The organism is Nocardia sp. NPDC059154 (genome assembly GCF_042755705.1).
Lineage (GTDB): Bacteria > Actinomycetota > Actinomycetes > Mycobacteriales > Mycobacteriaceae > Nocardia.
This window is the reverse complement of record NZ_JBHZCS010000059.1, coordinates 37,919-62,930: the sequence shown is the minus strand read 5'-3', so window position 1 is coordinate 62,930 and position 25,012 is coordinate 37,919. Positions and strand designations below refer to the sequence as shown.

23 protein-coding genes are annotated in these 25,012 nt (G+C 68.0%); 8 read left to right on the top strand and 15 right to left on the bottom strand.

Features of this window, described 5'->3' with window-relative positions; genetic code table 11:
* Positions 1-322 (bottom strand): hypothetical protein (locus tag ACFXN1_RS37730; RefSeq protein WP_379463816.1); only part of this gene is annotated, 322 nt, incomplete at its 3' end.
* A gap of 350 nt (positions 323-672) precedes the next feature.
* On the opposite strand from ACFXN1_RS37730, the gene ACFXN1_RS37725 reads away from it, so the two are divergent.
* Entirely contained in the window at positions 673-1,260 is a 588-nt protein-coding gene (locus tag ACFXN1_RS37725) for a DUF4282 domain-containing protein (RefSeq protein ID WP_354838582.1), read from the top strand.
* 129 nt (positions 1,261-1,389) lie between these two features.
* Entirely contained in the window at positions 1,390-2,262 is an 873-nt protein-coding gene (locus ACFXN1_RS37720) for a helix-turn-helix domain-containing protein (protein ID WP_379438660.1), read from the top strand.
* Here ACFXN1_RS37720 and ACFXN1_RS37715 read toward each other — a convergent pair.
* Entirely contained in the window at positions 2,259-2,672 is a 414-nt protein-coding gene (locus ACFXN1_RS37715) for a MarR family transcriptional regulator (RefSeq protein ID WP_379393130.1), read from the bottom strand. The two genes, ACFXN1_RS37720 and ACFXN1_RS37715, sit on opposite strands and share 4 nt — an antisense overlap.
* Positions 2,673-2,758: 86 nt before the next feature.
* Between ACFXN1_RS37715 and ACFXN1_RS37710 the strand changes: the two genes are divergently transcribed.
* A complete protein-coding gene (locus tag ACFXN1_RS37710; RefSeq protein ID WP_379438662.1) occupies positions 2,759-4,225 on the top strand; it encodes an MFS transporter in 1,467 nt (488 codons plus the stop codon).
* A 187-nt stretch (positions 4,226-4,412) separates the two neighbouring features.
* Here the strand turns inward: ACFXN1_RS37710 and ACFXN1_RS37705 are convergent, their stop codons facing one another.
* A complete protein-coding gene (locus ACFXN1_RS37705) occupies positions 4,413-5,006 on the bottom strand; it encodes a dTDP-4-dehydrorhamnose 3,5-epimerase family protein (protein ID WP_379438664.1) in 594 nt (197 codons plus the stop codon).
* A 2-nt stretch (positions 5,007-5,008) separates the two neighbouring features.
* Positions 5,009-5,884: a glucose-1-phosphate thymidylyltransferase RfbA gene (gene rfbA / locus ACFXN1_RS37700; protein WP_379438665.1), complete on the bottom strand. Its 876-nt coding sequence runs from the start codon at positions 5,882-5,884 to the stop codon at positions 5,009-5,011.
* 247 nt (positions 5,885-6,131) lie between these two features.
* Here rfbA and ACFXN1_RS37695 point away from each other — a divergent pair, with 247 nt between their 5' ends.
* Positions 6,132-7,139, top strand: a complete 1,008-nt coding sequence (locus ACFXN1_RS37695; protein ID WP_379438667.1) for an alpha/beta hydrolase — start codon at positions 6,132-6,134, stop codon at positions 7,137-7,139.
* Positions 7,140-7,308: 169 nt separating this feature from the next.
* Here ACFXN1_RS37695 and ACFXN1_RS37690 read toward each other — a convergent pair whose 3' ends face one another.
* Positions 7,309-8,013, bottom strand: coding sequence for a hypothetical protein (locus ACFXN1_RS37690; protein WP_379438668.1), 705 nt, complete (start codon positions 8,011-8,013; stop codon positions 7,309-7,311).
* Between the two features lie 434 nt (positions 8,014-8,447).
* On the opposite strand from ACFXN1_RS37690, the gene rfbB reads away from it, so the two are divergent.
* On the top strand, positions 8,448-9,452 hold the full coding sequence (gene rfbB, locus ACFXN1_RS37685; RefSeq protein WP_379438670.1) for a dTDP-glucose 4,6-dehydratase: 1,005 nt from the start codon (positions 8,448-8,450) through the stop codon (positions 9,450-9,452).
* Here rfbB and ACFXN1_RS37680 read toward each other — a convergent pair.
* From ACFXN1_RS37680 to ACFXN1_RS37670, 3 genes are all read right to left on the bottom strand, one after another.
* On the bottom strand, positions 9,449-10,447 hold the full coding sequence (locus ACFXN1_RS37680) for a hypothetical protein (protein ID WP_379438671.1): 999 nt from the start codon (positions 10,445-10,447) through the stop codon (positions 9,449-9,451). The genes rfbB and ACFXN1_RS37680 overlap by 4 nt on opposite strands.
* Before the next feature lie 50 nt (positions 10,448-10,497).
* Complete coding sequence (locus ACFXN1_RS37675; protein ID WP_379438673.1) at positions 10,498-12,042, bottom strand: DUF2142 domain-containing protein; 1,545 nt, start codon at positions 12,040-12,042, stop codon at positions 10,498-10,500.
* Positions 12,043-12,104: 62 nt separating this feature from the next.
* Complete coding sequence (locus tag ACFXN1_RS37670; protein WP_379393148.1) at positions 12,105-13,076, bottom strand: glycosyltransferase; 972 nt, start codon at positions 13,074-13,076, stop codon at positions 12,105-12,107.
* A gap of 96 nt (positions 13,077-13,172) precedes the next feature.
* On the opposite strand from ACFXN1_RS37670, the gene ACFXN1_RS37665 reads away from it, so the two are divergent.
* Positions 13,173-13,670, top strand: a complete 498-nt coding sequence (locus ACFXN1_RS37665; protein WP_379393150.1) for a GtrA family protein — start codon at positions 13,173-13,175, stop codon at positions 13,668-13,670.
* A 129-nt stretch (positions 13,671-13,799) separates the two neighbouring features.
* Positions 13,800-15,695 carry a glycosyltransferase gene (locus ACFXN1_RS37660; RefSeq protein ID WP_379438674.1) on the top strand — a complete coding sequence of 632 codons (1,896 nt, stop codon included), beginning with the start codon at positions 13,800-13,802 and terminating at the stop codon, positions 15,693-15,695.
* A gap of 59 nt (positions 15,696-15,754) precedes the next feature.
* Here the strand turns inward: ACFXN1_RS37660 and ACFXN1_RS37655 are convergent, their stop codons facing one another.
* Both ACFXN1_RS37655 and ACFXN1_RS37650 read right to left on the bottom strand, forming a co-directional pair.
* On the bottom strand, positions 15,755-15,973 hold the full coding sequence (locus ACFXN1_RS37655) for a hypothetical protein (protein ID WP_379438676.1): 219 nt from the start codon (positions 15,971-15,973) through the stop codon (positions 15,755-15,757).
* A 252-nt stretch (positions 15,974-16,225) separates the two neighbouring features.
* Positions 16,226-17,074, bottom strand: a complete 849-nt coding sequence (locus ACFXN1_RS37650) for an SDR family oxidoreductase (RefSeq protein WP_379438677.1) — start codon at positions 17,072-17,074, stop codon at positions 16,226-16,228.
* 265 nt (positions 17,075-17,339) lie between these two features.
* Between ACFXN1_RS37650 and ACFXN1_RS37645 the strand changes: the two genes are divergently transcribed.
* Positions 17,340-19,946 carry an alpha/beta fold hydrolase gene (locus ACFXN1_RS37645; RefSeq protein WP_379438679.1) on the top strand — a complete coding sequence of 869 codons (2,607 nt, stop codon included), beginning with the start codon at positions 17,340-17,342 and terminating at the stop codon, positions 19,944-19,946.
* On the opposite strand, the gene ACFXN1_RS37640 is transcribed toward ACFXN1_RS37645, so the two are convergent.
* From ACFXN1_RS37640 to ACFXN1_RS37620, 5 genes are all read right to left on the bottom strand, one after another.
* Entirely contained in the window at positions 19,947-20,594 is a 648-nt protein-coding gene (locus ACFXN1_RS37640) for a response regulator (RefSeq protein ID WP_379393160.1), read from the bottom strand.
* Positions 20,582-21,910, bottom strand: a complete 1,329-nt coding sequence (locus tag ACFXN1_RS37635; RefSeq protein ID WP_379438680.1) for a sensor histidine kinase — start codon at positions 21,908-21,910, stop codon at positions 20,582-20,584. The genes ACFXN1_RS37640 and ACFXN1_RS37635 overlap by 13 nt, the downstream gene beginning before the upstream one ends.
* Before the next feature lie 22 nt (positions 21,911-21,932).
* Positions 21,933-23,039: a ribosome small subunit-dependent GTPase A gene (rsgA, locus tag ACFXN1_RS37630; protein ID WP_379438682.1), complete on the bottom strand. Its 1,107-nt coding sequence runs from the start codon at positions 23,037-23,039 to the stop codon at positions 21,933-21,935.
* A gap of 225 nt (positions 23,040-23,264) precedes the next feature.
* Positions 23,265-24,188 carry a glycosyltransferase gene (locus ACFXN1_RS37625; protein WP_379393166.1) on the bottom strand — a complete coding sequence of 308 codons (924 nt, stop codon included), beginning with the start codon at positions 24,186-24,188 and terminating at the stop codon, positions 23,265-23,267.
* Positions 24,185-25,006 carry an ABC transporter ATP-binding protein gene (locus ACFXN1_RS37620; protein WP_364624829.1) on the bottom strand — a complete coding sequence of 274 codons (822 nt, stop codon included), beginning with the start codon at positions 25,004-25,006 and terminating at the stop codon, positions 24,185-24,187. The genes ACFXN1_RS37625 and ACFXN1_RS37620 overlap by 4 nt, the downstream gene beginning before the upstream one ends.
* Positions 25,007-25,012: the final 6 nt, after the last annotated feature.

The window sequence follows — 25,012 nt, the reverse complement described above, 5'->3', positions numbered from 1 at the left end:
GCAACGGGATGCCCGCGCCGTCGGCGTAGACGACCACGCCGGACTCGCGCAGGGCCTCGATGGCGCGTTCGGCCTTGCGCAGGCCGGTGACGAGGTGGATCTCGCGGCGCTCGGCGCCCGGGATCTCGATGACCGGGCCGGTCAGGTCATTGGCCCGCAGGTAGCGGCGCACGAAGGCGGCGGTGTCGCCGGTGACCTCGATGCCCGCGATGTTCTCGTCGGTGACCAGGCACACGCCATTGGCGGTTTCGGCGACCGTCCAGCCGCGCTGGATGTAGTCCTGCGTGGATTCCGCAACGGCTGACGAAAACGTCGTACGCACTGGTTTCTCCATTCCCCGGTAGTTCTGATTCCTGCTCTGTGCCTCGTATCGGAGCGGGGGGTTCGTGGTGTTACACCTTCTTTTTCAACTCGGGTCCGGTTGTGTCCCGCAGGGGCATTCGTCCGGTTTGCTCCGACCCGATGGTGACCATGGCCCAGCTGCGACACGACCTCGAGGTAGCGGCCCTGCCTGCGGCAACACCCTCGAGGTGGCTGTCGTCGGATCCGGCGCCCAGCACCCGCCCGTGAGCGTGACGTGTTCTACACCACACTGGCTCGTCCTGCGGCACCCCGGCGTTACCGGAGACACTGAGTCGGCCGAAAAGGTCTGCGGGAGAGGAGATCGTCGGCATGACCGATCAATCGGGCGGGAACACGGCCGAACTCGAGGAATACGACGAGTTCGACGAGATCATCACCGAGGGGCGCTGGGCCGCCTTCAAGGAGTCCGCCACCCGGCGCATGTCCCGGCGGCTGGCCGCGGACGAGGAGGCCGAGGAGCCGGTCGAACCCTTCGCCAGCCCAGGCGCTTTCGGCTCCTGGAGCGTGGACGCCGCCCGCGCCCTGCTGGACCTGCAGTTCCAGCGCGCCGCCACCCGCACGCTGCTGCCCCTGGCGTATCTGCTCGGCCTGGCGAGCGCCGTCGCCATCCCGATCGTGGGAACCATAGGGCTGTGGCGAATCTCGGCCTGGCTGGGCATCGTGTTCGCGGTGGTGTTCGCGGTCCCGCTGGGCCTGGTGATCGCCGCGGTGGTGCGCCTGCTGCTGGAGTTCGTACTCAATGCCTCCCGGCTGGCGGCCCGGGTCGCGCACATCTCCGATATGGCCGACGATCTGTTCCAAGCCCTCTCGGATGTGGCCGAACCGGTCAATCAGCTGTCCAAAGATGTTCAGGCAGTTCAGTTCTGGCGCTTCCGCCGGCGCTCGTCCCGGAAGTAGGCCGGTCGGCGGCCGCTATCCTGGCCACGGGGCGGTGCGAAATCTGCGCCCCAGGCCGCGTCCCGCGTCCATGGATCGCTGAGTTTTCCTGTGCAACAATGCGATCGCAACACTGGTTTAGGGGGACGAATGGCTCTACCGCAGGGGATTACCGGATCGACCGTGCCGCGCCGCCAGCTCGGCCGGCACCTGCGCGACCTGCGCAATCGCGCGCGCATGACGACCCGGGTGGCCGCGCAGCGCTTGGAATGGTCCGAGGCCAAGATCTGGCGAATCGAAACCGGACAGACGTCGTTGCGCAGTCTGGATGTCGAGGCCATGTGCCGCATCTACGGCGCTCCGGAGGACGCCATCGAACCGCTCACCACGCTGGCCCGGGAGACCAAGGCCCGCGGCTGGTGGACCGAGTTCAGTGACGTGATCGACGAGGGCTACGAGGTCTACATCGGGCTCGAGGAGGCGGCGAGCCGGCTCACCAGCTATGAGAACGAGCTGGTACCAGGGCTTTTGCAGACCGAGCAGTACTACCGGGCGGTGCTGGCCGGAGCCTACCCGGGCATCTCCGCCGAACAGCTGGACCGCCGGGTCCGGGTGCGCACCGCGCGCCAGTCGCTGCTCACCCGCGCGGAATCGCCGCTGCAACTGGATGTGGTGATCGCCGAGGCGGTGCTCTGGCATCGCATCGGCGGCGACGACGTGACCCGCGGCCAGTTGGACCGGCTGCGCACACTCGCCGAACTGCCCAATGTCCGGCTGCGGCTGCTGCCCGCCGAGTGCGGCTATCACCACGGCATGGACGCGGGCCGCTTCGTGCTGCTCGAGTTCCCCACCGCTGCGGGCGAACCCACCGAGCCGCCGGTGGTGTACGTGGAAGCCCTCACCGGCTCCTCGTATCTGGACAAGGAGCACGAGGTCGAGCGCTACCGCGAAGCCTTCGCGGCGGTGAGTTCCATTGCGGTGGACGCGCTTCCGGTCATCGAGACGTTGCGCGCGGCGGTCTAGCCCAGATTCTGGGCCAGCACCTCGCGGTGCGTGGGCGCGGCCTGTCGATGCAGTTCGCGCCCTTTTTCCGTGACGCAGACGAAGATCGCGCGGCGATCCTCGGTACACAGCGTGCGGTCGACCAGTCCGTCGCGCTCGAGTCTCGCCACCGTGCGGGAGAGCGCGCTCTGACTGAGATAGATGTCATTGGCCAGATCGCTCATCTTGCAGCTGTCGCTGCCGGATTCGACGAGGCGGTCCAGGGTTTCGAATTCGCTGAGCCCGATGTGGTGGCGGCCTTGCAGTTCCTTTTCCAGAGCGCACGAGGTCGTCGCGTGCCGGGCCAGCAGATCGCGCCACTCACCCACCAGCCCTGACGCCTCCACCGGCGTGATGACGGGCCGGTCGACGGGCGCTGTCGGCTTCGGCATGCGGTCATCCTAGTCTGTCCATCGAAAGCATGCAATCGCATTAAATGCTTGTGCATTTGATGCACACGCATGTACTGTCGCTTCTCGTGACTTCCACCGAGACCCGCCCCGCAGTGAGCACCGCGGCCGACACCACGCAGTGGACCGCCCGGCTCTGGGGCATGCTCATCACCCTGTGCATCGTGCTGTTCCTGGACGGCCTCGACGTTTCGATGATCGGCGTCGCGCTGCCGTCGATCGGCACCGAACTCGACATTCAGACCTCCACCCTGCAGTGGCTGGTCAGCGGTTACGTGCTGGGCTACGGCGGCCTGCTGCTGCTGGGCGGCCGCACCGCCGACCTGCTGGGCCGCCGCAAAGTCTTCCTGATCGCCCTGGCCGTCTTCGCCCTGGCCTCGCTCGCGGGCGCTCTGGTGAGCTCGCCGGCGCTGCTCATCCTGACCCGCTTCGTGAAGGGCCTGGCCGCCGCGTTCACCGCGCCGACCGGTCTGTCCATCATCACCACGAATTTCCAAGAGGGACCGGCCCGTAACAAGGCGCTGTCCATCTACACCGTCTTCGGCGCCGGTGGCTACTCCATGGGCCTGCTGTTCGGCGGCCTGATGACCGGCCTCGGCTGGCGCTGGACCTTCCTGCTCCCGGTTCCGGTGGCCCTCGCCGCGCTGGCCTCCGCTTATTTCCTCGTCCCCAAGGACAAGCCCGCCGAGGAGGGCGGACACGACCTGATCGGCGCGCTGCTGTCCACCGCCACCATGCTGCTGCTCGTCTACACCGTGGTCTCCGCGCCGCAGGCGGGCTGGGGCTCGGCCCGCACCATCGGATCGTTCGTCGCGGTGGCCGTGCTGGGTGCGGCGTTCGTCTACGCCGAGAGCAAGGTGCGTTACCCGCTGGTGCGCCTCGGCATCCTGCGCAAGCCCACCCTGGTCCGGGCCAGCCTGGCCATCATCGCGGTCGCCGGTTCGTACTTCAGCTGGCAGTTCATCACCACGCTGTACCTGCAGGACGCCCTGGGCTGGTCGCCGCTGAAGCTCTCGATGGCGCTGCTGCCGGTCGGCCTGCTGGTGGTCGCCTCGGCCTTCGTCTCCGACAAGCTGGTCGACCGCTTCGGCACCGGCCCGATCATCGCGATCACCATGGTGATCATGGCCGTCGGCTACCTGCTGTACCTGCGCATCGACACCGCACCGTCCTACCTGACCGTGCTGCTGCCCGCGGTGCTGCTGGTCGGCATCGGCTGGGTCGGGTTCCCGGCCATCAATATCCAGGCCACCAGCGGCATCGACGATGACGAGCAGGGCCTGGCGGCCGGTGTGCTGCAGACCGCCATGCAGGTCGGCGCGGCCATCGTGCTCGCAGTGACCACCGCCATCGTCACCTCGAGCGTGCCGAGCAACCCGACCCCCGCGGCCATGCTCGACACCTACCGTCCCGGCCTGGAATTCGCCGCCGGCGTCTCCATCGTCGGCGCCCTGGTCGCCCTCACGGTCTTCCTCCCGAGGCTGCGGGCCCGCCGCCAGGAGGACCGTGACCTGGAGGTCGAACTGGTTGGTTGATACGAGAGGGTGCCGCTCGCAGCTCACACGGGCGTCGCCTTCGAAAATTACCGGGGCGCACCGCATTACGCGGTGCGCCCCGGTGACGTAACAACTGATTTCGTAAGGATCCGGGTAACTCGTCGGGGACGTCCGGAGCCGGGTCGGCACCCGACCGCCGGCACGGGTGCGGGACGGGTGACGGCTCTCAGCCGTCCGCTGAAGTTCCGGGGAGGCGGGACAGCAGCTTCAGATCCGCGAGTCGCGGGGCCGCGGCGTCCTTGTCCGAGCGGGCGAAGGTGAGCGGTTCGCCGTTGCGGCCGACGGCCGGCCACTCGATGGCCAGGTCCGGGTCGAAAGCGTCCAGGTCCCGGTCGAATTCGGGGGAGTACTCCAGCGAGCACAGGTAGTTGACGGTGGAGTCGTCCTCCAGCGACAGCAGCGCGTGCCCCAGGCCCTCGGCCAGGAACACCGACTTGCGCTCCACATCGTCGATGACGACCGCGTCCCAGCGGCCGAAGGTGGGGGAGTCGCGGCGCAGGTCCACCACCACGTCCAGGAACGCCCCGCGCACACAGGTCACGTATTTGGCCTGCCCGGGCGGATTCTCGGTGTAGTGGATGCCGCGCAGCACACCCGCCGCGGAGGTGGAGATATTGACCTGCAGCAGGTCGAAGGGCCGTCCCACCGCCTTCTCGAATTCCGAGGCCTTGAACGACTCGTAGAAGACGCCGCGCTCATCTCCGTGCAGCCGGGGCGTGAACTCCCACGCGCCCGGCACCGACAGTTCCCGAATCCGCATGCCTACTCCCAGCTTCGCCCGTGGTCCAGCAGGCCCAGCAGGTACTTTCCATAGCCCGAGCGCACCAGGGGTTCGGCCAGCCGGGTGAGTTCATCGTCGCCGATGAAGCCGAGCCGCCAGGCCACCTCCTCCGGCACGCCGATCTTGAGGCCCTGCCGCTCCTCGATGGTGCGCACGTAATTGGCGGCGTCCAGCAGGGAGTCGAAGGTACCGGTGTCGAGCCAGGCGGTGCCGCGGGCCAGCACCTGCACGTGCAGCCGGCCCTGCTCCAGATAGGTGCGGTTGATATCGGTGATCTCGTATTCGCCGCGGTCCGACGGCTTCAGATCGCGCGCGATGGCGAGCACATCGTTGTCGTAGAAGTAGAGCCCCGGAATCGCGTAGTTGGAGCGCGGCGCCTTGGGCTTCTCCTCGATGGAAATGGCCCGGCCCTCGGCGAATTCGACCACGCCGTAGGCGGTGGGGTCGGAGACCCGGTAGGCGAAGACCGCGCCGCCGTCCAGGTCGTGGAAGGTCTGCAGCTGGGTGCCCAGGCCCGGGCCGTGGAAGATGTTGTCGCCCAGCACCAGCGCGGCTTTCTCGGTGCCGATGTGGTCGGCGCCCAGCACGAAGGCGCGGGCCAGCCCGTCCGGTTTCGGCTGCACCACATAGGAGATGGACACGCCGAACCGGCTGCCGTCGCCGAGCAGCCGGGCGAAGGCGTCGGCGTCCTCGGGAGTGGTGATCACCAGGATGTCCCGGATCCCCGCCAGCATGAGGGTGGACAGGGGGTAGTACACCATCGGTTTGTCGTACACCGGGACCAGCTGTTTGCTCACCCCGCGCGTGATCGGGTGCAACCGCGATCCGGTGCCCCCGGCCAGGATGATTCCGCGCATGTCACGACAGTCTGCCAGCTCGATGGCGGAGCGCGGCGGTCAGGTTCCGACTGGACTTCGAATCGATCACGGCCGTTTACGTACGCGCGGATACGGCGATATCTGTTGCGTAGGTCACGTTCTCATGGTGTTCTGAAATGACGCTATGTGAGATGTCAGCGCCGACTCTCGCGCGCCGGGTGCCGAGCCAACGTATCGGTCGCTCCGGACGAACGGCTCGGCGCGCCAACAACGAGGTAGGTGCGCGATGGCTCACGAACGGCCTGTCAGCGAAACGGCCCACGAGGACGTCCGCGTCCAGAACCCGAACCGGACCAGTGCCGCCGCCCGTGCGCTGACAGTGGTGGCTCGCACCATGATCCGTCCGGCCGGCGAGCTGGTGCCCGTCACCGTCGCATCCATGCCGGTGGCCAGCACCGTGATCAACAGCCTGGCCAAGCTGCGCCCGGCTCCGCGGGGAGTGGAGCGGGAACAGGTACGGCTCAATGGCTTCCGCATGGAGATCGTGCGGCCCGCCGGGGCCCGCAAGGCGTTGCGCGACGGCGCGGTCCTGTACATGCACGGCGGTGGCTTCTTCCTGTGCGGGCTCGACACCCACCGCCCCGTGGTCGCGGCCATCGCCCGGCGCACCGGGCTGCCGGTGGTGAGCGTGGAGTACCGGCAGCTGCCCGAGACCGATATCGCCGGATCCGTCACCGACTGCCTGACCGCCTACAAATGGTTGCTGGCGCACGGCGTCCCGGCCTCGAAGGTGGTGTTCGCCGGTGACTCCGCCGGCGGCTACATGACCTTCGCCACCGCCCTGCGCGCCCGCGACGCCGGACTGCCGGTCCCCGCCGGACTGGTCGGGCTGTGCCCCGCACTGGACCTGGACTGCACCGAGAAGCGCGCCCACCCCAACTACCGCCGCGACGCGCTGATCCCGCTGTCCACGCTGGAGTCCGTGATCAAGCTGGGCGCCGAGGTGAACGGCCGCCTGGATCCGCGGCTGTCGCCGGTCAACAATGTGCTGGCCGGCCTGCCGCCCGCGCTGCTCATCGTCGCCGAGGACGAGGTGCTGCGTCGCGACAGCGAGATCATGGCCCAGCGCCTGGCCCAGTCCGGCGTGCCCGCCACGCTCGAGATCTGGCGCGGCCAGGTGCACGCCTTCATGGCCATCTTCCCCGCCATGCCGGAGAGCCGGGCCGCCCTTGCCCACGTGGCCCGCTTCGTCCGCGACCGCGTCGAGGCCGGGCAGGTCGCCCGCACGGCGTGATCGGGTGGGTGCGGCCCGATCGATTCGGGTGGGGTGCAGCCTGATTGATGATGTGGGGCTCGGGGCGCCGATCTCGGGCCCCACATCTGTTCCGCCGCCGCTGTTCCCGGATACGGCGAAACCCCCGCCCGGATGCTCCGGGCGGGGGTTTCGTGATGCAGCGGACCGCTTACTTGGACTGGATGTGCGGCTCGTTGATGGTGGAGAAGTACTGGATCGCGGCGCCGATGGCGACCGGCGCGGTCACGAACAGCTGACCCGCCAGGGTGCCCAGGAAGCCGACGGTGGCCGCACCCACCACGCAGCCCGCGAGCGGACCCGCGCCGAACAGCGTCAACAGCGCGCCGGTGGCCACCAGACCCACGCCGATGCCGGCGACACAGCCGATGGCCGCGCCGCCGAGACCGCCGACCAGGGTGCCGATGGTGGCACCGGTGGCGATGGTGTCCTTCAGGCGGTTCCAGGCGGCCTGCTCACGGTCGTAGTCCGACTTCCACGGAGCCTGGTCCTCGAAGGGCAGGGCGACCGGCTTGTAGACGGCGTGGTTCACGTCGTACTGCGGGGTGATGCTGGCGGTGTGGTCGTCGCTGATCTGCGCGGCGACCGGGAACTCGAAGTCGTCGACCCGGAAGCTCAGCGGCATGCCGGCCACGACGGTGCCGTTGGCGGCCTTGATCTCGAAGGTGTTGTTCTCGATGACCATGGAGCCGGCGTCGGTGTGGATGATCGCACCGTTGTCGGGGGTGTTGGTGGCCGAGTAGTTGATCACGCCGTTGTCGGCCTGCTCGGCGGGCGCGGCGTTCACGGTGCCGGCGGTGATGGCCACGGCCGCTACGGCCAGCGCCGCGGTGGCGGCGAATTTCCTCATCAGCATTTGTAGAAACCTCATCGGAGAGCTCGGGGGGACACGTCGAATCGAAATGGAGAACAGCTAACGAGCGGTGAACCCATCGTGTCCGTCCGTTCAAATTTTGTTCACCAAGACGATCGCGCGGTCTGCAAGGTAGTGGAAACACGCTGCAAGGGAAAGGTTTTAGCGCAGATATACGATCCGCCTGATCGTTACCCGGAGCAGTCCGTGTGATGAAGCTCACACGCGTCGTGTGGAAAGTCGTGATGCTGGTCGCATGAATATCGCGGCAGGACCGTGGAATTCCGACATTTCGACCGAGTGGCCGCGTTTCAATTACGTGCGTTTGTTTCAACCGGATGTCCGATTCCGCGCACAACGACCGCCCGGCTGGTGTAAAGGACGCAACTTCCCGTACCCATCGCGGGCCTTCGCCCCGGCCGACGTAGTGTTTCCCTGTGCGACTGCTCGTAACCGGCGGCGCCGGGTTCATCGGCGCGAACTTCGTTCACCAGACCGTGACTGCGCGTCCCGGTGTGCAAGTCACCGTGCTGGACAAACTCACCTATGCGGGCAACCGCGCCTCACTCGACCCGGTCGCGGACCGAATCGAGTTCGTGCACGGCGACATCGCCGACACCGCGCTGGTGGATCGCCTGGTGGGCGGCGTGGACGCGGTGGTGCATTTCGCCGCCGAATCGCACAACGACAATTCGCTGGCCGACCCGTGGCCGTTTGTCCAGACCAATATCGTCGGCACCTATTCGCTGCTCCAGGCGGTGCGCCGCCATCAGGTGCGCTATCACCACATCTCCACCGACGAGGTGTACGGCGATCTGGAACTCGACGACCCCTCGGCATTCGGCGAGAACACCCCCTACAACCCGTCGAGTCCGTACTCGGCCAGCAAGGCCTCCAGCGACATGCTGGTCCGCGCCTGGGTGCGGTCGTTCGGGGTGCGGGCCACAATCTCCAACTGCTCCAACAACTATGGGCCCTACCAGCATGTGGAGAAGTTCATCCCGCGGCAGATCACCAATCTCATCGACGGTATCCGCCCCCGCCTCTACGGCGCGGGTCACCAGGTGCGCGACTGGATCCACGTGGACGATCACAACAGCGCGGTCTGGGAAATCCTGGAGCGCGGGCGTATCGGCCAGACCTATCTGATCGGCGCGGACGGCGAGCGGGACAACAAGTCCGTGGTGGAGCTGATTCTGGAGGCATTCGGCCGTGCCCCAGACGATTTCGATCACGTCACCGACCGTCCCGGCCACGATCTGCGCTATGCCATCGACGCCTCCCTGCTGCGCACCGAACTCGGCTGGGAGCCGCGGTACCACGATTTCCGCCAGGGCCTGGCGGCCACCATCGACTGGTACCGCGACAACGAATCCTGGTGGCGCCCACAGAAGGCCGGGACCGAATCCGCCTACGTCGCCGCGGGTGAAAAGGTCATCTAGCCGCTGAGGACGTCGGACTGGGCCCAGTCCTGCCGATAGTCGGCCCAATCCTGTTGAGTGGCCGCGAAATCCACGTAGAGCGCGACCCCGAACGTCCGGCGGTCGCGCGCGGTGCGGCCCAGCCCCAGGCGCACGCCGCGCAGCGCGGCGGCGACGGTTTCGGCCGCACCGTGATGGGCCGCGTTCTCGGCCCGGAAAGCGGGCAGTCCCATGAGCAGATCCGTGCCGGGCGGCGTGACCTGCAGGGCCAGACCGGTCTGCTGCGCGACATATCCGCCGTACAGTGCGCGGGTCGGCATGGCGGTGTCATAGGACATCACGGCGATTTGATCCACGCGCCGGGCCACCTCCGCGAAATAGGCTTGCGACCACCATTTCCCGTGATCGAACAAGGCCACGCCGAGCGAATGCAATCCGGGTAGCGGATCGATAACCGGAGCGGAGACCGACAGCAGCGCGTGCCGGGCCGAAGTGACGGCGTGGACCCGATCCAGGATGGTGATGTAGCCGCCCGATCCCGAGCGCACCGGTTCGAAATCGAAGTGAATACCGTCGAATCCGAGATCGAGTACCTGCGACGATGTCGTGACGACATGATCGCGAGTCCCCGGATCATCGGTATTCAGACCGTCGAATTCGGGAGTGAGCACATCTCCGAGCCACGCTTGTACACGAATTCCGGGCAGCGTCCGATGCACGGCCTCGAGGAACCAGCGGGCCTGTGGATAGAGCTGGGGAGACAGCGTGCCGTCATTGTCGAGCGGCCCGGTGTGCACGTAGAGATCCTTGATTCCGGTCCCGGCCAGCAGCATTCCCAGCTGGGCGATATCGGCGTCGGATTTACGGCCGTCGACCCAGGCGTGCCCCAGCCAGACGGCGTCGTGGCCGCGGGTGCGGGCATCGCCCCGCAGGGTGCCGGCGTCCTGCAGGCGCAGGAACACTGCGGCCGCCGCAACGGGAGTCAGCAGGATGGCGACAATGATTAGCAACACCATGGCAATTCGCCGCGCCCGTGACCATCGACGCCATCGGACTCCCCAGCGGGTCATCCCCAGACGATAGTCGAATACTTGATCACCGCAGCGATGAGCGCCACCGAGGTGGCCGCCACCACCGTGATCGCCGCGCCGCGCACCGGGACCCGGCCCGCGGCGCCGGTGAGCCGCAGCGGCATCCAGCGCAGCACCACCGCCAGGCCCAGTACCGCGAGTGGCACGAAGTAGCGGCCCTGCACTCCGTCGATGATGAAGTAGCCGACCGGCGTGAAGGACATGTACAGCGTCACGTAGATCATGGCCACGCTGGCCGCGATGGTCAGCAGCACCAGCCAGGTGCGCGTGCGGTCCGCGCCGCGCGCCGGGAAGCGCTCGGCCGCACCGATGCTCATGGTGAAGGCCAGCAGGCTCGCCAGGATGGTGAGCGCGGGTACCTCGACGTAGGAGAAGCCGAGCTCGCCGAAGAACTGGGTGAACCAGTGCTGGTCGCGGCGGGCGATGCTGTCGCCGAATATCCGCAGGAAGTGCAACGGGTCGGTGAGGATGCCGTGCAGCTGGTCGCCCGGACGCACGGTGCCCCACTGCTTCTCGGGCCGCATCAGGCTCATGCCGTCACCGGTCGGGGCGGCGATCTTCATCCACACCGCGAACGAGATCGCGCCGACGCCCGCGGCCGCCCACGGCAGCACCCGCTGCCACACGGCGATCCGCTCGGTGCCGCCGAAGCCGAAGCGGCGCACCGGGATCAGCACGGTGAGCATGGCGATCAGGACGTAGGTCGGCTTGCACACCGGCAGCAGCACGGTGGTGGCCAGCGCGGCCACCGTCTCCGGCCGGGTCAGTCGCTCACCGAGGAACAGGCCCTTCACCACCAGCGCCGACACCAGCAGCGCCAGCGCATTGGTGACGGTGTCCGCGGTGACGGTCCCGGCCTGGAACAGCGCGATGGGCAGCACCGCGACGGTGAAGGCCAGCCACTGCACGCGGTGGCCGCGCAGCACGCGCAGCGCGAAACCGACGATCACCAGGTAGGCGATCAGCCCGGCCCAGCGGGTGGCCAGCACCATGCCGCCGACACTGAGGTCGAAGGTCTCGGCGATGCGGATACCCGCGGCGGGCGGCAGATACGGAACCGGGGAGTAGGCCGCGGTATTGGTGAACCACACCTGCTTGGTCTGATCGGAGACCGCGGCCCCGCCCAGCTGGTCGTAGACGTGCGGATCCTCGACCATGGGCTCCGGCTCATCCGGGTTGTCCTGATAGTCGTTGAAGGCGTAGCTCATCAGCGCGTCGATGCTGACCGGCACGTCGCCGCCCCACGCCGGGCCGCGATCGTCGTGGATCTTCTCGGGCAGGAAGCCGCCGTGCGCGACCTGGTAGGCCCGGCCGAACTGGGTGATCTCGTCATGGCCCCAGAACGGAGGCGTCAGCACCGACCACACCGCACCGAAGATGCCGGCGATCAGCACGAAAACCACGGCGGCCGAACCGAACCGCCGCTCGATGCCGATCACCGCACGCCGCAGCCCGGCCGTCTTCGGCGCGGGAGCGGCCGGGGCCGATGCCGGGGCTGGGATGGTCGTGCTGTCGTTCACTTCGGTTACCACGGTGTCCGATTCTGCTTTGCCGTCGGGATTCTGCCCGGCAAGCCGCACCGTCATCGCAGCGAACCGCCCGGCCGGGCATCGGGGCCGGTCTCGCCGACCGCCGAATAACGCAGGTACATCAGGCGGGCGGCCTCGTGCCGGGAGCGGCGGATGCCGTCCAGGATCAGGCCGGCGGTCCAGGCCAGGCTGCCGAGCAGCAGCAGCGTGAAGCCCAGGAACAGCGTCGGGAACCGCGGGACCTGGTGAATCTCATAGAACTCGATCACGATCGGCGTGATGAGGATGACCGAGACGATCCAGGCCAGCGTGCCGAACAGGCCGTAGAAGGCGACCGGCCGCTCGTGCCGGGCCAGGCCGATGATCAGGCGCAGGATCTTGAAGCCGTCGCTGTAGGTGCGCAGCTTGGACTCGCTGCCCGCCGGCCGATCACGGAATCCGACCGGAACCGCCGTCTGCGGGACCCTCAGGTGCTGCGAGTGCACGGTCAGCTCGGTCTCGATCTCGAACTCCCGCGACACCGCCGGGAACGACTTCACGAATCGGCGCGAGAAGACCCGGTAGCCGCTGAGCATGTCCTCGACGTTCTCGCCGAAGACCTTGCCCACCACGCCATTGAGGATCTTGTTGCCGGTCTCGTGCCCGGCCCGGTACGCCGAACCGGCCTCGACCTCGCGGCGCACGCCCAGCACGTGGTCGTACGGGCCCGCCAGCAGGGTGCGGATCATCTCGGGGGCCGCGGCGGCGTCGTAGGTGTCGTCGCCGTCGACCATCAGGTACACATCGGCCTCGATGTCGGCGAAGGCCCGCCGCACCACATTGCCCTTGCCCTTGCGGTTCTCGGTCCGCACGATCGCCCCGGCCGCGCGCGCCTTGTCGGCGGTGGCGTCCGTGCTCAGGTTGTCGTAGACGTAGACGACTATGCCCGGGACGGCGGCCTTGAGGTCGGTGACGACCTTCGCGACGGCGGCCTCTTCGTTGTGGCACGGCACAATGGCGGCAATACGAAGCTCGGTGGAGTCCACCCGGTCAATCCTCTGATCGGAGGCGAATATGAACACCGGGAGGGTACCCGACCTTCACAGGCATAGGGGTGCGGCGGGTTGCGGTACCGTCGGCCGGTGCCTGCGAACGAGTCCACGGCGGTGGATGAACCCACCCCGAATGCTTCTCTGACCGGCAAGGTCCGGGCCCTGCTGCAGCGGGGCGGGGCATTTCTGGTGGTCGGCGCGATCGGCTTCGTGGTCGATGCGGGCACCTACAACCTGCTGGTCTTCGTCGGCGGCGAGGGCCCGCTGTTCCACGCCCCGCTGGTCGCCAAGATCATCTCCATCGGGGTGGCCACGGTGGTCACCTATTTCGGCAACAAGTGGTGGACCTACTCCGACCATCGGGGCGATACCGGGGCGCGGCACATCCTCGTCTACGCGCTGCTGAATGTGTTGGCCATCGGCCTGCAGCTGGGGTGTCTCGGATTTTCACGCTACGTTCTCGGACTGGACAGTCCGTTGGCGGACAACGTTTCCGGGACACTCATCGGCCAGGCGGTGGCCATGGGTTTCCGATTCTGGGCCTATGGGAAATTCGTCTTCACCGGAACACGCGAGGACGCCCGTTAGCGCGGGTTCGCGCTGCCGCGGCGAATAGCGATTGATATTCTCGCCCCGCCGAGCAAGACAGTGACAGTGGCGGTGCGACCACGTCGGATGAGCCGGTGTCTTAAGTATTCAAAGGATGTCGAGGGATTCATGGATGCGTCGGCTGGGCAGGCCGTGACCGAAACCGAGGACCGGGAGAACGCTGAGGAGGCTCCCACCACCCTGCGCGCGGAACACACCGCGCCGGAGCGACTGGTGCTGGCCCGCGGCATCTTCTGCGGACCCGCGCCGAAGATCAGCGACGACCTGTATGCGGTGGCCAAGGGCAAGGTCACCCGCGAGCGGCAGATGCTACGCCTGGAAAAGGGTGCGTCGGTCAACACCAACACCTACTTCGGGCGCTTCGCCGCCGCCTACTGGCAGCGCTGGACCAAGGTCACCGAGGTCGAGGTGGGCATGACCCTCGAGGCGACCGGCAAGGTACGGATCCGGCTGGCCGCCTCCGATATCGCCGGGCACCGCCGGGTGGTCGACACCGCCGTGGTCAAGGAGACCGGACGGGTGGTGCTGCGCGCACCGCTGGACATGTACATCGACGGCGGCGCGCTGTGGCTGGAGATCGAGGCCCTCGGCAGTGAGGCCGTGATCACCGATCTGGAGTGGACCGCGGCCGCGCCCGAGCAGGTGCGCCCGGTGGCCATCGCCATCTGCACCTTCAACCGCGCCGCGGACTGCGCCGATACCGTTGCGGCCCTGGCCTCCGACCCGACCGTGCTGTCGCTCATCGACGCCGTCTACGTGGTCGACCAGGGCACCGACCTGGTGCAGGACCAGACGCTGTTCACCGAGACCCGGCCGAAGTTCGGCGACAAGCTGCGCTACATCCGGCAGCCGAATCTCGGTGGCGCGGGCGGCTTCACACGCGGCCTCTACGAGGTGTCGGGCGCCAACGAGCACGCCGACGTCATCCTCATGGACGACGACATCCTGTGCGAGCCGGAAACGGTGCTGCGACTCAACGCCTTCGCCAACCTGACCGTGGAACCCACCCTGGTGGGTGCGCAGATGCTGTTCCTGTTCAACCCCGACTACCTGAATGTCGGTGCGGAGGAGACGAATCTGGGCAAGCTGCGCCACGGCCAGAAGGTGGCCAAGGCGCTGCGCAACACCAGCATGCTCAAGAAGCACCAGGAACGCCGCGTGGACGCCGGCTACCAGGCCTGGTGGACCTGCCTGATCCCGGCCGAGGTGGTCAAGAAGATCGGGCTGCCGGTGCCGATCTTCTTCCAGTGGGACGACGTGGAATACGGCCTGCGCGCGCGGGAGAACGGTTTCGTCACCGTCACCCTGCCCAACGCCGCGGTGTGGCACGCCGACTTCTACTGGAAGGACTTCGACGACTGGGCGCGCTACTTCTCCTCGCGCAACTCGCTCATCGTCTCCTCGCTGCACCACGACCTGGACGGGAAATTCATTACCCGCCAGCTGCTCCGGGAGATCGGTGAGTACCTGGTCGGCATGCAGTACGGCCTGGCGCACACCACCCTGCAGGGCATCGAGGACTACCTGCGGGGTCCGGAGATCCTGCGCGACGGCGGTATCGAGGCGCTGGCCAAGGCCCGCGGCTCGCGCTCGGACTACCCGGAGACGGTCAAGCATCCGGCCGCCACCTCCCCGGTCCCGAACGCGCACCTGCACGTTCGCCGCGCCGGCGGCGAGCCGAGCCACCCGCTGCTGGTGCTCTACAAGCGCGCCCTCAACCAGTGGACCGGCCGCGTCATCCCCGGCCCGGTCGCGGTCACCCGCGAGGACGCGCACTGGTGGCACGTCGGCCTGTTCAACCACGTGGTCGTCACCGACGCCTCCCAGTCCGGCGTCCGGGTCCGCGTGCGCGACAAGGAAACCGCCCGCCGCCTGCTGCTCCGCACCGTCCGCGTGCTCCGGCAGCTCCGCAAGGACCTCCCCGACCTGCAGCGCCGCTGGCGAGCCGCCATGCCGGAACTCACCAGCCGCGAGAACTGGGAACGCCTCTACGGAATCGACTAGCGGCCAGGATATTCGCCTGAACGTGGCCCGGGACCCCGCGTCCCGGGCCATGTTTCGTCTCAGCGCCGACCGGGCTGCTCCGGACCGCCATCCTCGGTGGCAGCCCAGCCGATCACCACCCGATGCTGGACGAGCTGCCCCGCGAAGGCCGGATTCACCGGATCCACCAGCAGCGGCACCACATCCACCGCCGCCGCCTCGGGCGGCTGCGACATATCGGTGAACCACGGCCGCGAGGCCTCGGCCGCCACACTCTCGTCATCGCCGACATCCAGCACCAGCGGCGCCGCACCGGGAATCCCTGCCGCCGCCTCCGCGACCCGCTCGGCGTTGCGTCCGGTGACATAGATGGTGGATCAGGCTTCGAGCCGCTCGGCCAGCAGAGCCGCGACGGCCCGCCCCAGCCCTTGGTTCGCACCTGTTACGAGGGCAATGCTCATGTGTCCGGTCAACCACGCACGATCGCACGTATTCCCTTGTGCGCCAGCCGGACTCGGCTGAGCGAGCTCAGCCGAGGCAGCCGATCGAGGTCAGAGGAACAGGTCGGTGGTGAGCGGGCCGTCGCCGGGCACCACCCGGTACTTGTCGAGATCCGTGATCCCGTGCGAGGCAAGGACCTCGTCGTCGATGAAGAAGTTGCCGGTGGTGTCCTTGGCCGGCGAGGTGAGTACCAGGTAGGCGGCGTCGGCGTAGATGTCCGGCGTGCGGGAGGTGGCGACCATCTCCTCGCCGCCGAGCAGGTTCTTCACCGCCGCGGTGGCAATGGTGGTGCGCGGCCACAGCGAGTTCACGCCGATCCCGTACTTGCGCAGTTCCTCGCTCAAACCCAGTGTGGTGAGCGACATTCCGTACTTGGCGATGGTGTAGCCCAGCGCCGTGCCCGCCCACTTCGGATCCAGGTTCAGCGGCGGCGACAGGGTGAGGATGTGCGGATTGCGACCGGCCTCGGCGGATTCCCGCAGCGCCGGGATGCTGAGCTTGGACAGCAGGAAACTGCCGCGGCAGTTGATGTCCTGCATGAGGTCGTACTTCTTCATCGGCAGGGACTCGGTGGGGGACAGATCGATGGCCGAGGCATTGTTCACCACCATGTCGATGCCGCCGAAGCGCTCGACGGTCTGCTGGACCGCGTCCGCCACCGCCTCGTCGTCGCGCACATCGCCGAGGTACTTCAGCACGGTGCCGCCCGCCTGCTCCAGCTCGGCCGCCGCGGTATGGATGGTGCCGGGCAATTTCGGATGTGGCGCATCGGTTTTCGCGATGATGGTGATGTTCGCGCCGTCGGCCGCCGCCCGCTTGGCGATCTCCAGCCCGATGCCGCGACTCCCGCCCGACATGATCATGGTCCGGCCCGCCAGCTGCTTCGATGCGTCGGTCATAGTCCGCTCCCGTCTGCTGTGTGTCGCCCCGGGTTCGATCATCCGCGTCTCGGAGGCCGAGTGGGGCGGAAATTCTCCCAACTCGAACAGTAGGTGAGAAATAACCTATATGCAACAAGGTGCATATAGGTAGCGCTGGCACCACCTCCGCCGCGGTACCGGGCGCGACCTCGATCCGGGGTGCGCGGGGCATGGGCCGCCGGCCCCCGCGTTCCTAGGCTCGAACAGGCCGGAGAACCCGGCCTGAACAGGAGGAATGCCTTCCATGAGCGCATTGCGGCGGCCGCGCGGCCGAGTCGTGCTGGCCGGTTTCGGAGTGCTGGCGGTACTCGCGGCCCAGGCGTGCGGCACCGAATCCGGAAGTGGTGAGCCGGCGCGCAAGGAGCTGTACCGCACCGTCACGCAGGCCCTCGACACCGTGATCCGCAGCGGCTTCCCGGGCGCCCAGGTCGTCATCGACGGCCCCGACGGCCATCACGTCCTCACCGCCGGCGCCGGCGACCTGGAGACCGGCGCACCCATCCCCGACAATGCCCGGGTCCGGATCGGCAGCAATACCAAGACCTTCGTCGCCACCGTGGTGCTGCAACTGGCCGGCGAGGGCAAGGTCGAACTGGACGCCCCGATCGAGCGCTACCTGCCGGGCGTGGTGCGGGGCAATGGCAATGACGGCAACCGCGTCACGGTCCGTCAGCTGCTGCAGCACACCAGCGGCCTGCCCGACTACCTGGCGGGTGGCCGACCCGACCCGACCCCCGTGCCCGGCTCCCTGCAGCTGACGGCCGACACCGAGGGAATCCGCTGGGGCCATTACGAACCCGCGGACCTGGTGCGCATCGCCATGTCGATGCCGCCGCGCTTCGAGCCCGGCGCGCGCTCGGTCTACACCAACACCAACTACATCGTGCTGGGCATGCTGATCGAAAAGGTCACCGGTCGCCCGGCGGCCGCCGAGATCGGCAGCCGCATCCTGGAACCGCTGGGTCTGCGCGACACCTACTTCCCGGACGCGCGGGAGACCGGCATCCGGGGCCCGCATTCGCGGGGGTATCAGGAAACCGACGGCAAGCGTATCGATTTCACCGATCTGGACCCGTCCTGGGCCGACACCGCGGGCGCGATGGTCGCCACCCCCGCCGACCTGAACCGATTCTTCACCGCCCTGCTCGCCGGGAAACTGCTGCCCGCGGCCCTCTTGGACGAGATGAAACAGACCGTCCCCTGGGACCGTGGCGAACCCGGGTCCGGCTACGGACTCGGCCTGATCCACCACCCGGTCTCCTGCGGCAAGCAGGTGTGGGGTCACGGCGGCAGCATTCCCGGCTTCGGCACCCGCAATGGCGTGGCCTCCGACGGCACCGCCGTCGTGGTGACCGTCAATCAGCTCGCGGCCGATGATGCCGGCTCCGACGCGGTGTCGAAGCTGTTCGATGCCGCCATCTGCGATCGCGCCACCGCGGCCGAGCCCTTGGACAGCTACTACCACCAGACGCTCACCTGGAAGTCCTGCGATGCGCCGGGCCTGGACGAGATGGGCGCGCAGTGTGCCGATGTCACCGTGCCGCTGAATTATGCCGAGCCGCAAGGCCGCACGATCACCGTCGCCATCTCGCGCATCCCCGCCACCGATCCGGCCCAGCGGCGCGGTGTCATATTGTCCAACCCGGGCGGTCCCGGCGGCGCGGGCCTGGACTACTTCGTGGAGACGAGCAAGGCCATGACTCCCGAGGTCCGCGCCCGCTACGACCTGATCGGGATGGACCCGCGCGGTGTCGGCCGCTCCTCGGCGGTGAACTGCCACTGGCCGCACGGTTTCGGCCTGCAGTTCGCCGGTATCGATGCCGAGGGGTTCGCCGAATCCGTCGCCGACCAAGCCGATCTGGCGGCGCGCTGCGCCACGGCGGAAGGAGATCGCCTGCCGCACTTCACGACTCGCAATACCGCTCGGGACATGGACGTGATTCGTACGGTGCTCGGCGAAACCAAGATCAGCTATGTGGGCACCTCCTACGGCACCTACCTGGGTGCGGTGTACATGCAGATGTTCCCGGATCGTTCCGACCGAATGGTGCTGGACGGCAGCGTGGACCCGGACCGCTACGGTGCGGTCGGCATGGTGCAGGACATGGGCTCGCCCAACGAGGCCGCACTGGATGCCTGGGCGGCCTGGACCGCGCAGCGCGACGACGAATATCACCTCGGCACCACCGGCGCGGCCGTGCGTGGCCTGGTCGAGCGGCTGATCGAACACGCTGCCGCCCAGCCGATCCGGATCGGCGACTACGACGTCGACGCGCATTCCCTGCCATTGGTGCTGTACATCGCCTTCAATTCACCGCACGACTACGGTCTTGCCGCGCAGCAGATCCGGGAGCTGGCCGACGCCGCCGACGGGAAACCGGTGCGGCCGGACGAGGATCTGGCGGGCAAGCTGGCCATGATGCTGCGCGCGCAGCCGCGCGATATGTCACCCCAGATGGCCATCCTCTGCGGAGATGTCGGCGCACCCCGCGACCCCGACTGGTACCGGCGCAATATCGAAGCCTCCCGCGCCACCCAGCCGGTCTTCGGCGCGATGGCGAACAACATCACGCCGTGCGCGTTCTGGGCCCCGCCCGCCGAATCCCCCACCGCGCTCGGCAATTCGGTGCCGAATCTGATCATTCAGGCCACCGGCGACACCCGCACCAACTACGGCGGTGCGCTCGCCATGCACCGGGCGCTCACCGGCTCTCGCATGGTCACGTTGCAGGACGTCGCCATCCACTCGATCCTCGGCCGCTACCCGAATTCCTGCGTGTACGACGCCGTGAACGCCTATCTGGCCGAAGGCACCCTGCCCGCCGCCGACCTCACCTGTCGCGACGAGTGATCATCCGGCATTCAGGTAGGTGAGCACGGCCAGCACCCGCCGGTGGCCCACCTCGTCGGCGAACAGCCCCAGCTTGGCGAAGATGCTCCGAATGTGTTTGAGCACAGCACCTTCGGTGACCACGAGGCGCTCGGCAATGGTCGCATTGTCGAGCCCCTCGGCCATGAGTGCCAGCACCTCGCGTTCCCGCGGGGTCAGCGCGGCCAGTGGATCGTCGGTCTTGCGCCGCACCAGCAGCTGCGAGATCACTTCCGGATCCATGGCGGTCCCACCCTCGGCGACCCGCCGCAGCGAGTCCAGGAACCGATCCACCTTCCCGACCCGCTCCTTGAGCAGGTATCCGATCCCGCCCGCCCCATCGCCGAGCAGTTCGGCGGCATAGCTGTCCTCGACCCAGGCCGAGAGCACCAGCACCGGCAGGCCTGGGTGAATCTCGCGGGCCCGCACCGCGGCTCGCAATCCGTCATCGGTGAAGGTGGGCGGCAGCCGCACATCCACGACCACGGCATCGGGCCGATCGGCGGTCACCACCGCGAGAAAATCGTCCGCATTGTCGACCGCGGCGACCACCTCGATCCCCGCCGTCTGCAACAGCAGCGCCAGCCCCTCCCGCAGCAGGGCATCATCCTCGGCGATCACGACCCGCACGGCAGCTCCACCCGCACCACAGTAGGACCGCCCGCCGGACTGCTGAGCAGCATCCGCCCGTCCAGCGCCTCGGCCCGCCGCCGGATCCCGGCCAGCCCGCCGCCCTCGGTCTCCCGCGCCCCACCGACCCCGTCGTCCAGGACCTCGACGGCCAGCAGCCCGGCATCGCCTCCGAGGGTAACCCGAAGATGTTCGGCCCCGGAATGTTTGGTCGCATTGGTGATCGTCTCGGAGATGACGAAATACGCGGCCGCCTCGACGGCCGCGGGCCACCGTGGTCCCGATCTGCTCGAATTCGCTACCTCGGTCGTACCCGCGCGCAGCGTGACAGTACCGCCGAGAGCGAGTTCGACGGGAATCGGGGAGCGCGCGGCCAGCGCCGAAATCGCGCTCGCCAGACCACGATCCGCGAGCACCGGCGGATACACCGTCCGCACCACGTCTCGGAGTTCGGCCAACGCGGCCTCGGCGGTGTCCTGCGCCTTGCGTACCAGGTCGGACGATGCGGCCGGATCCCGTTCGCGCAGTTGGTCGGCCAGCCCGAGCTGCATGATGACCGCCGCGATCCGCGCCTGCGCGCCATCGTGCAGATCGCGTTCGATGCGCCGCAGTTCCGCCCCGTGCGCGTCGAGCGCGGCGGCCCGGGTGGCGGTCAGCTCCGCCACCCGCACCGCGAGCTCGGTGCCCGGCGCCGGACCGAGCAGCGTCCGTGCCAGCAGCGCCTGCCAGCGGGCCACCGTGGGCAGCCGGAGCACCAGGGCCGCCAGGGGGATCGCGATGAGGGCGCTGAGCCCGGCCAGCGGCCAGGAATCGACCACGAAGCCGAAGCTGTCGACGGTGCCCGGCGGCACGAGCTGCCAATACACCGGAATCGCCAGCTGATTCAGCACACCCCACGGCAGTCCGATCGAGAACAACGCCACCACCATGCCGGGTACCCCGTGCACGCACAGCCATGCGATATCCCGGCCGTTCGCCGGATCCCGGAAGGCGCCGGCCAGCCGTTGCCGCAGCCCGCCGGTCATCGGCCGGTAGGTCACCACGATCGGCGCGCCCAGCCGCTTGCCCGCCCGCCGCCGTTCGAACTCGGTCAGCGGGCGGATCAGCCGCAGGTATTCGGGAATCGCCGGAATGCCCACTCCGCCGAGGCTGGTGGCCGCCACCACGAGCAAACCGACCGTGGCGAATGTGGCCGCCACGCCGGTAGCGCCGCCGACCAGCAAATAGCCGATGGTCCCCGGCAGCGCCCGCAGCCGACCCGCGACCCACCGCCGCACGGCCACGGGACCGCGCTCCGGGATGGGGTCGGCACTCATGCCACCAAACCTACTGATCCGGTCAGCGCTGCTTGCCGCCGCGCTCCTTGTACATGCGGCGCTGGTCCTTGTTGATCTGCTTCCACACCTTCGCCCGCTCGGCGCGCATGCGCGCGTCGCTGCGGGCGGCCAGCCATTCGTTCTCGCGGCTCAGCTTGCGGTAGCTGTCCAGGCGACGCCGGGGCAGCGCGCCGGATTCGATGGCCGCCAGCACCGCGCACCCCGGCTCGCTCTCGTGCGAGCAGTCGGTGAAACGGCATTGCCCGGACAGGGATTCGATATCGCTGAAGGTCCGCCCGAGCCCCTCGGCGGCATCCCAGAGCCCGACCGACCGCAACCCCGGGGTATCGATGAGGGTGCCGCCGCCGGGCAGTGGCCGCAGTTCGCGGTGCACGGTGGTGTGGCGGCCGCGCTTGTCGCCCTCGCGAACCGCGTTGGTGGCGAAGACTTCCGCGCCGAGCAGCGCGTTGGCGAGGGTGGATTTGCCCGCGCCCGAGGGCCCGATCAATGCGACCGTGCCGGAGAGCAGCGAGGCCAGCACCTCGATGCCGACACCACCGGTGGCGCTGACCGCCACCACGGTGACGCCCGGCGCGGCGGCTCGGACGTCCTCGATCGGAATATCGTGCGCCAGATCGGCTTTGGTGAGCACCACGGTCGGCTGGGCACCGGATTCCCAGGCCAGCGCGAGCAGCCGCTCGATGCGCCCGAGATCGACATCCCCGTCGCCGGCGGTGCACACCAGCACGGTGTCCACATTCGCGGCCAGCACCTGATCGGCCGATTTCGCGCGGGCATCGGGCTGCCCGGACACGGCGGCCCGGACGATGGCGGTGCGGCGTGGCAGCAGGGCCCGCACCGTGCGCCCGGCGTCGATGGCCACCCAGTCGCCGGTGCACAGCCCGCTGACCTCGGAATCCGAGCGGGGGAGCCGGGCCCGCACCACCGCGGCCGTCAGGCGGCTCCGGTAGTCGGCGGTGGGAAGGGGTGCGGCGATATCGCATTCACTGCGATCCATGCGGATCACGCGGGCCGGAATCAGATCGTCACCCAGCAGCGGCCGGTAGTCGGCGGCGAGGGCGGCGTTCCAGCCATAGGGAACGAGCAGGTCGAAATCGACCGAAGCCATGTGTGGAGTCCTTTGACGGGCCGAGCCCGGATCACGGACTCAGCGAGAGGAATTCGAGGTGGATGCGTGCAGGGCGAACACTCGCCCGGGCACGGCAATCCGCACTGCCGTCGTCACGTAACTCCACCTCCCATCTCTCCTCATGCCGTCACCGTGGTGACCGCGCCGAACAAGAACGGGGACAACCTTGTCAGGCTGTCCCCGTCGGCGCAACGTATTTTCCGGTCAGGATTTCGGCTTGTCGAACTGCTCGCGACGGCCCATCCGCTGCAGGCGCAGCCACTCCATCAGCCCGGCCGGATCCTTCTGCTGGACCAGGAAGAACCATCCGAATCGGGCGACCTCCTGCGGCAACAGTTTTCGCATGCCGGGCTGCGCCATCAGGTAGCCGCGGTTGCGGTAGGTGAAGTGCCGCTTGATCGGATCGTCCGGGTACTGGGTGTGCATGCGCCCGCCCAGGATCGGCTTGAACTCGGCCGACCCGTTCGGGTGCAGGTACGCGGTCTGCAGGCAGGTGCCGAACGGCAGCCCCGAGCGCACCAGCCGCCGGTGCACCTCCACCTCGTCGCCGCGCACGAACAGCCGCAGATCCGGCACGCCGATCTTGTCCACGGCCTCGGCCGAGATCAGCGCACCGTTGAACAGCGAGGCGATCCCGGGTAGGAAGTCCTCGTCACCCAGCTCCGACCGCAGCCGCCGCCACACCACACCCCGGCGCAGCGGGAAGGCCAGCCGATCCGGGTCGTCGATATCGGCCACCACCGGCGACACCTCGACCAGCTCGTGCCGCTTGGCGCAATCGAACAGCTTGGCGAGCACGTCCGGTCCCTCGGGGCGGCCGTCGTCATCGGCCAGCCACACCCAGTCCGCGCCCATGGTGAGCGCGTGCAGCATGCCGAGCGCGAACCCGCCCGCGCCGCCCAGATTGTGTTCCGAACCGACGTAGGTGGTTTCCATGGGCTGCTGCTTCACCAGCTCGCCGACCTCGGCCTCATTGCCGTTGTCCACCACGATCAGGTGGTCGATCTGCCGGGTCTGGCTGCCCAGCACCTTCAGCGACTCGGCCAGCTGCTCCCGGCGTTTATGGGTGACCACGATGGCGACGATGCGCGCATCATCGCCGTACACGGGGGTGGACTGTTCACTCATGCGGGATTCCGTTCCGGTTCACGTTCACGTTCCAGATCCCGCAGCACCTGCGCCACGTGATCACCCGCCTCCGGGCCCTCGTAGGCGCGCACGACATCCTCGATGCCGCCCTGCATGCGAATCTGCCCGTGATCGATCCACATCGCGGAATCGCACAGCTGGGCCAGGAATTCATTGGAGTGGCTGGCGAAGACGAGAATGCCCGAGCGCGAGACCAATTCCTGCAGCCGGATCCGGGCCTTCTTCATGAACTCCGCGTCGACCGCGCCGATACCCTCGTCGAGCAGCAGGATCTCCGGATCGATGGAGGTGACCACGCCCATGGCCAGGCGCACGCGCATACCCGTCGAGTAGGTGCGCAGCGGCATCGCCAGATAGTCACCCAATTCGGTGAACTCGGCGATCTCGTCGATCTTGGCGAGCATCTGCTTGCGGGTCTGCCCGAGGAACAGGCCGCGAATGACGATGTTGTCGTAGCCGGAGATCTCCGGGTCCATGCCCACGCCGAGATCGAAGACCGGAGCCACCCGCCCGCGGATGCGCGCGCTGCCGCGGGTCGGTTCGTAGATGCCCGACAGCAGCCGCAGCAGTGTGGATTTGCCCGCGCCATTGTGGCCGACCAGGCCCACGCGATCGCCTTCCTTCAGCGACAGCGTGATGTCCCGCAGCGCCTCGACGACCACCACATCGGATTGATTGCGCCCGATGGCGCCGCCGGCCGAACCGAGCACCGCCTTCTTCAGCGATCGGGATTTGGCGTCGAAGATCGGGAATTCCACCCACGCGTTCTGGGTCTCGATACTCACATGGTCGGTCATTGAGCC

Excerpts from the sequence above, each read along its gene's own strand:
- rsgA (WP_379438682.1), bottom strand. The coding sequence starts at position 23,039 with ATGGCTTCGGTCGATTTCGACCTGCTCGTTCCCTATGGCTGGAACGCC.
- ACFXN1_RS37690 (WP_379438668.1), bottom strand. The coding sequence starts at position 8,013 with ATGCTGATGAGGAAATTCGCCGCCACCGCGGCGCTGGCCGTAGCGGCC.
- ACFXN1_RS37695 (WP_379438667.1), top strand. The coding sequence starts at position 6,132 with ATGGCTCACGAACGGCCTGTCAGCGAAACGGCCCACGAGGACGTCCGC.
- ACFXN1_RS37645 (WP_379438679.1), top strand. The coding sequence starts at position 17,340 with ATGAGCGCATTGCGGCGGCCGCGCGGCCGAGTCGTGCTGGCCGGTTTC.
- ACFXN1_RS37680 (WP_379438671.1), bottom strand. The coding sequence starts at position 10,447 with ATGGTGTTGCTAATCATTGTCGCCATCCTGCTGACTCCCGTTGCGGCG.
- rfbA (WP_379438665.1), bottom strand. The coding sequence starts at position 5,884 with ATGCGCGGAATCATCCTGGCCGGGGGCACCGGATCGCGGTTGCACCCG.
- ACFXN1_RS37660 (WP_379438674.1), top strand. The coding sequence starts at position 13,800 with ATGGATGCGTCGGCTGGGCAGGCCGTGACCGAAACCGAGGACCGGGAG.
- ACFXN1_RS37650 (WP_379438677.1), bottom strand. The coding sequence starts at position 17,074 with ATGACCGACGCATCGAAGCAGCTGGCGGGCCGGACCATGATCATGTCG.
- ACFXN1_RS37625 (WP_379393166.1), bottom strand. The coding sequence starts at position 24,188 with ATGAGTGAACAGTCCACCCCCGTGTACGGCGATGATGCGCGCATCGTC.
- ACFXN1_RS37705 (WP_379438664.1), bottom strand. The coding sequence starts at position 5,006 with ATGCGGATTCGGGAACTGTCGGTGCCGGGCGCGTGGGAGTTCACGCCC.
- ACFXN1_RS37635 (WP_379438680.1), bottom strand. The coding sequence starts at position 21,910 with ATGAGTGCCGACCCCATCCCGGAGCGCGGTCCCGTGGCCGTGCGGCGG.
- ACFXN1_RS37720 (WP_379438660.1), top strand. The coding sequence starts at position 1,390 with ATGGCTCTACCGCAGGGGATTACCGGATCGACCGTGCCGCGCCGCCAG.
- ACFXN1_RS37725 (WP_354838582.1), top strand. The coding sequence starts at position 673 with ATGACCGATCAATCGGGCGGGAACACGGCCGAACTCGAGGAATACGAC.
- ACFXN1_RS37620 (WP_364624829.1), bottom strand. The coding sequence starts at position 25,006 with ATGACCGACCATGTGAGTATCGAGACCCAGAACGCGTGGGTGGAATTC.
- ACFXN1_RS37715 (WP_379393130.1), bottom strand. The coding sequence starts at position 2,672 with ATGCCGAAGCCGACAGCGCCCGTCGACCGGCCCGTCATCACGCCGGTG.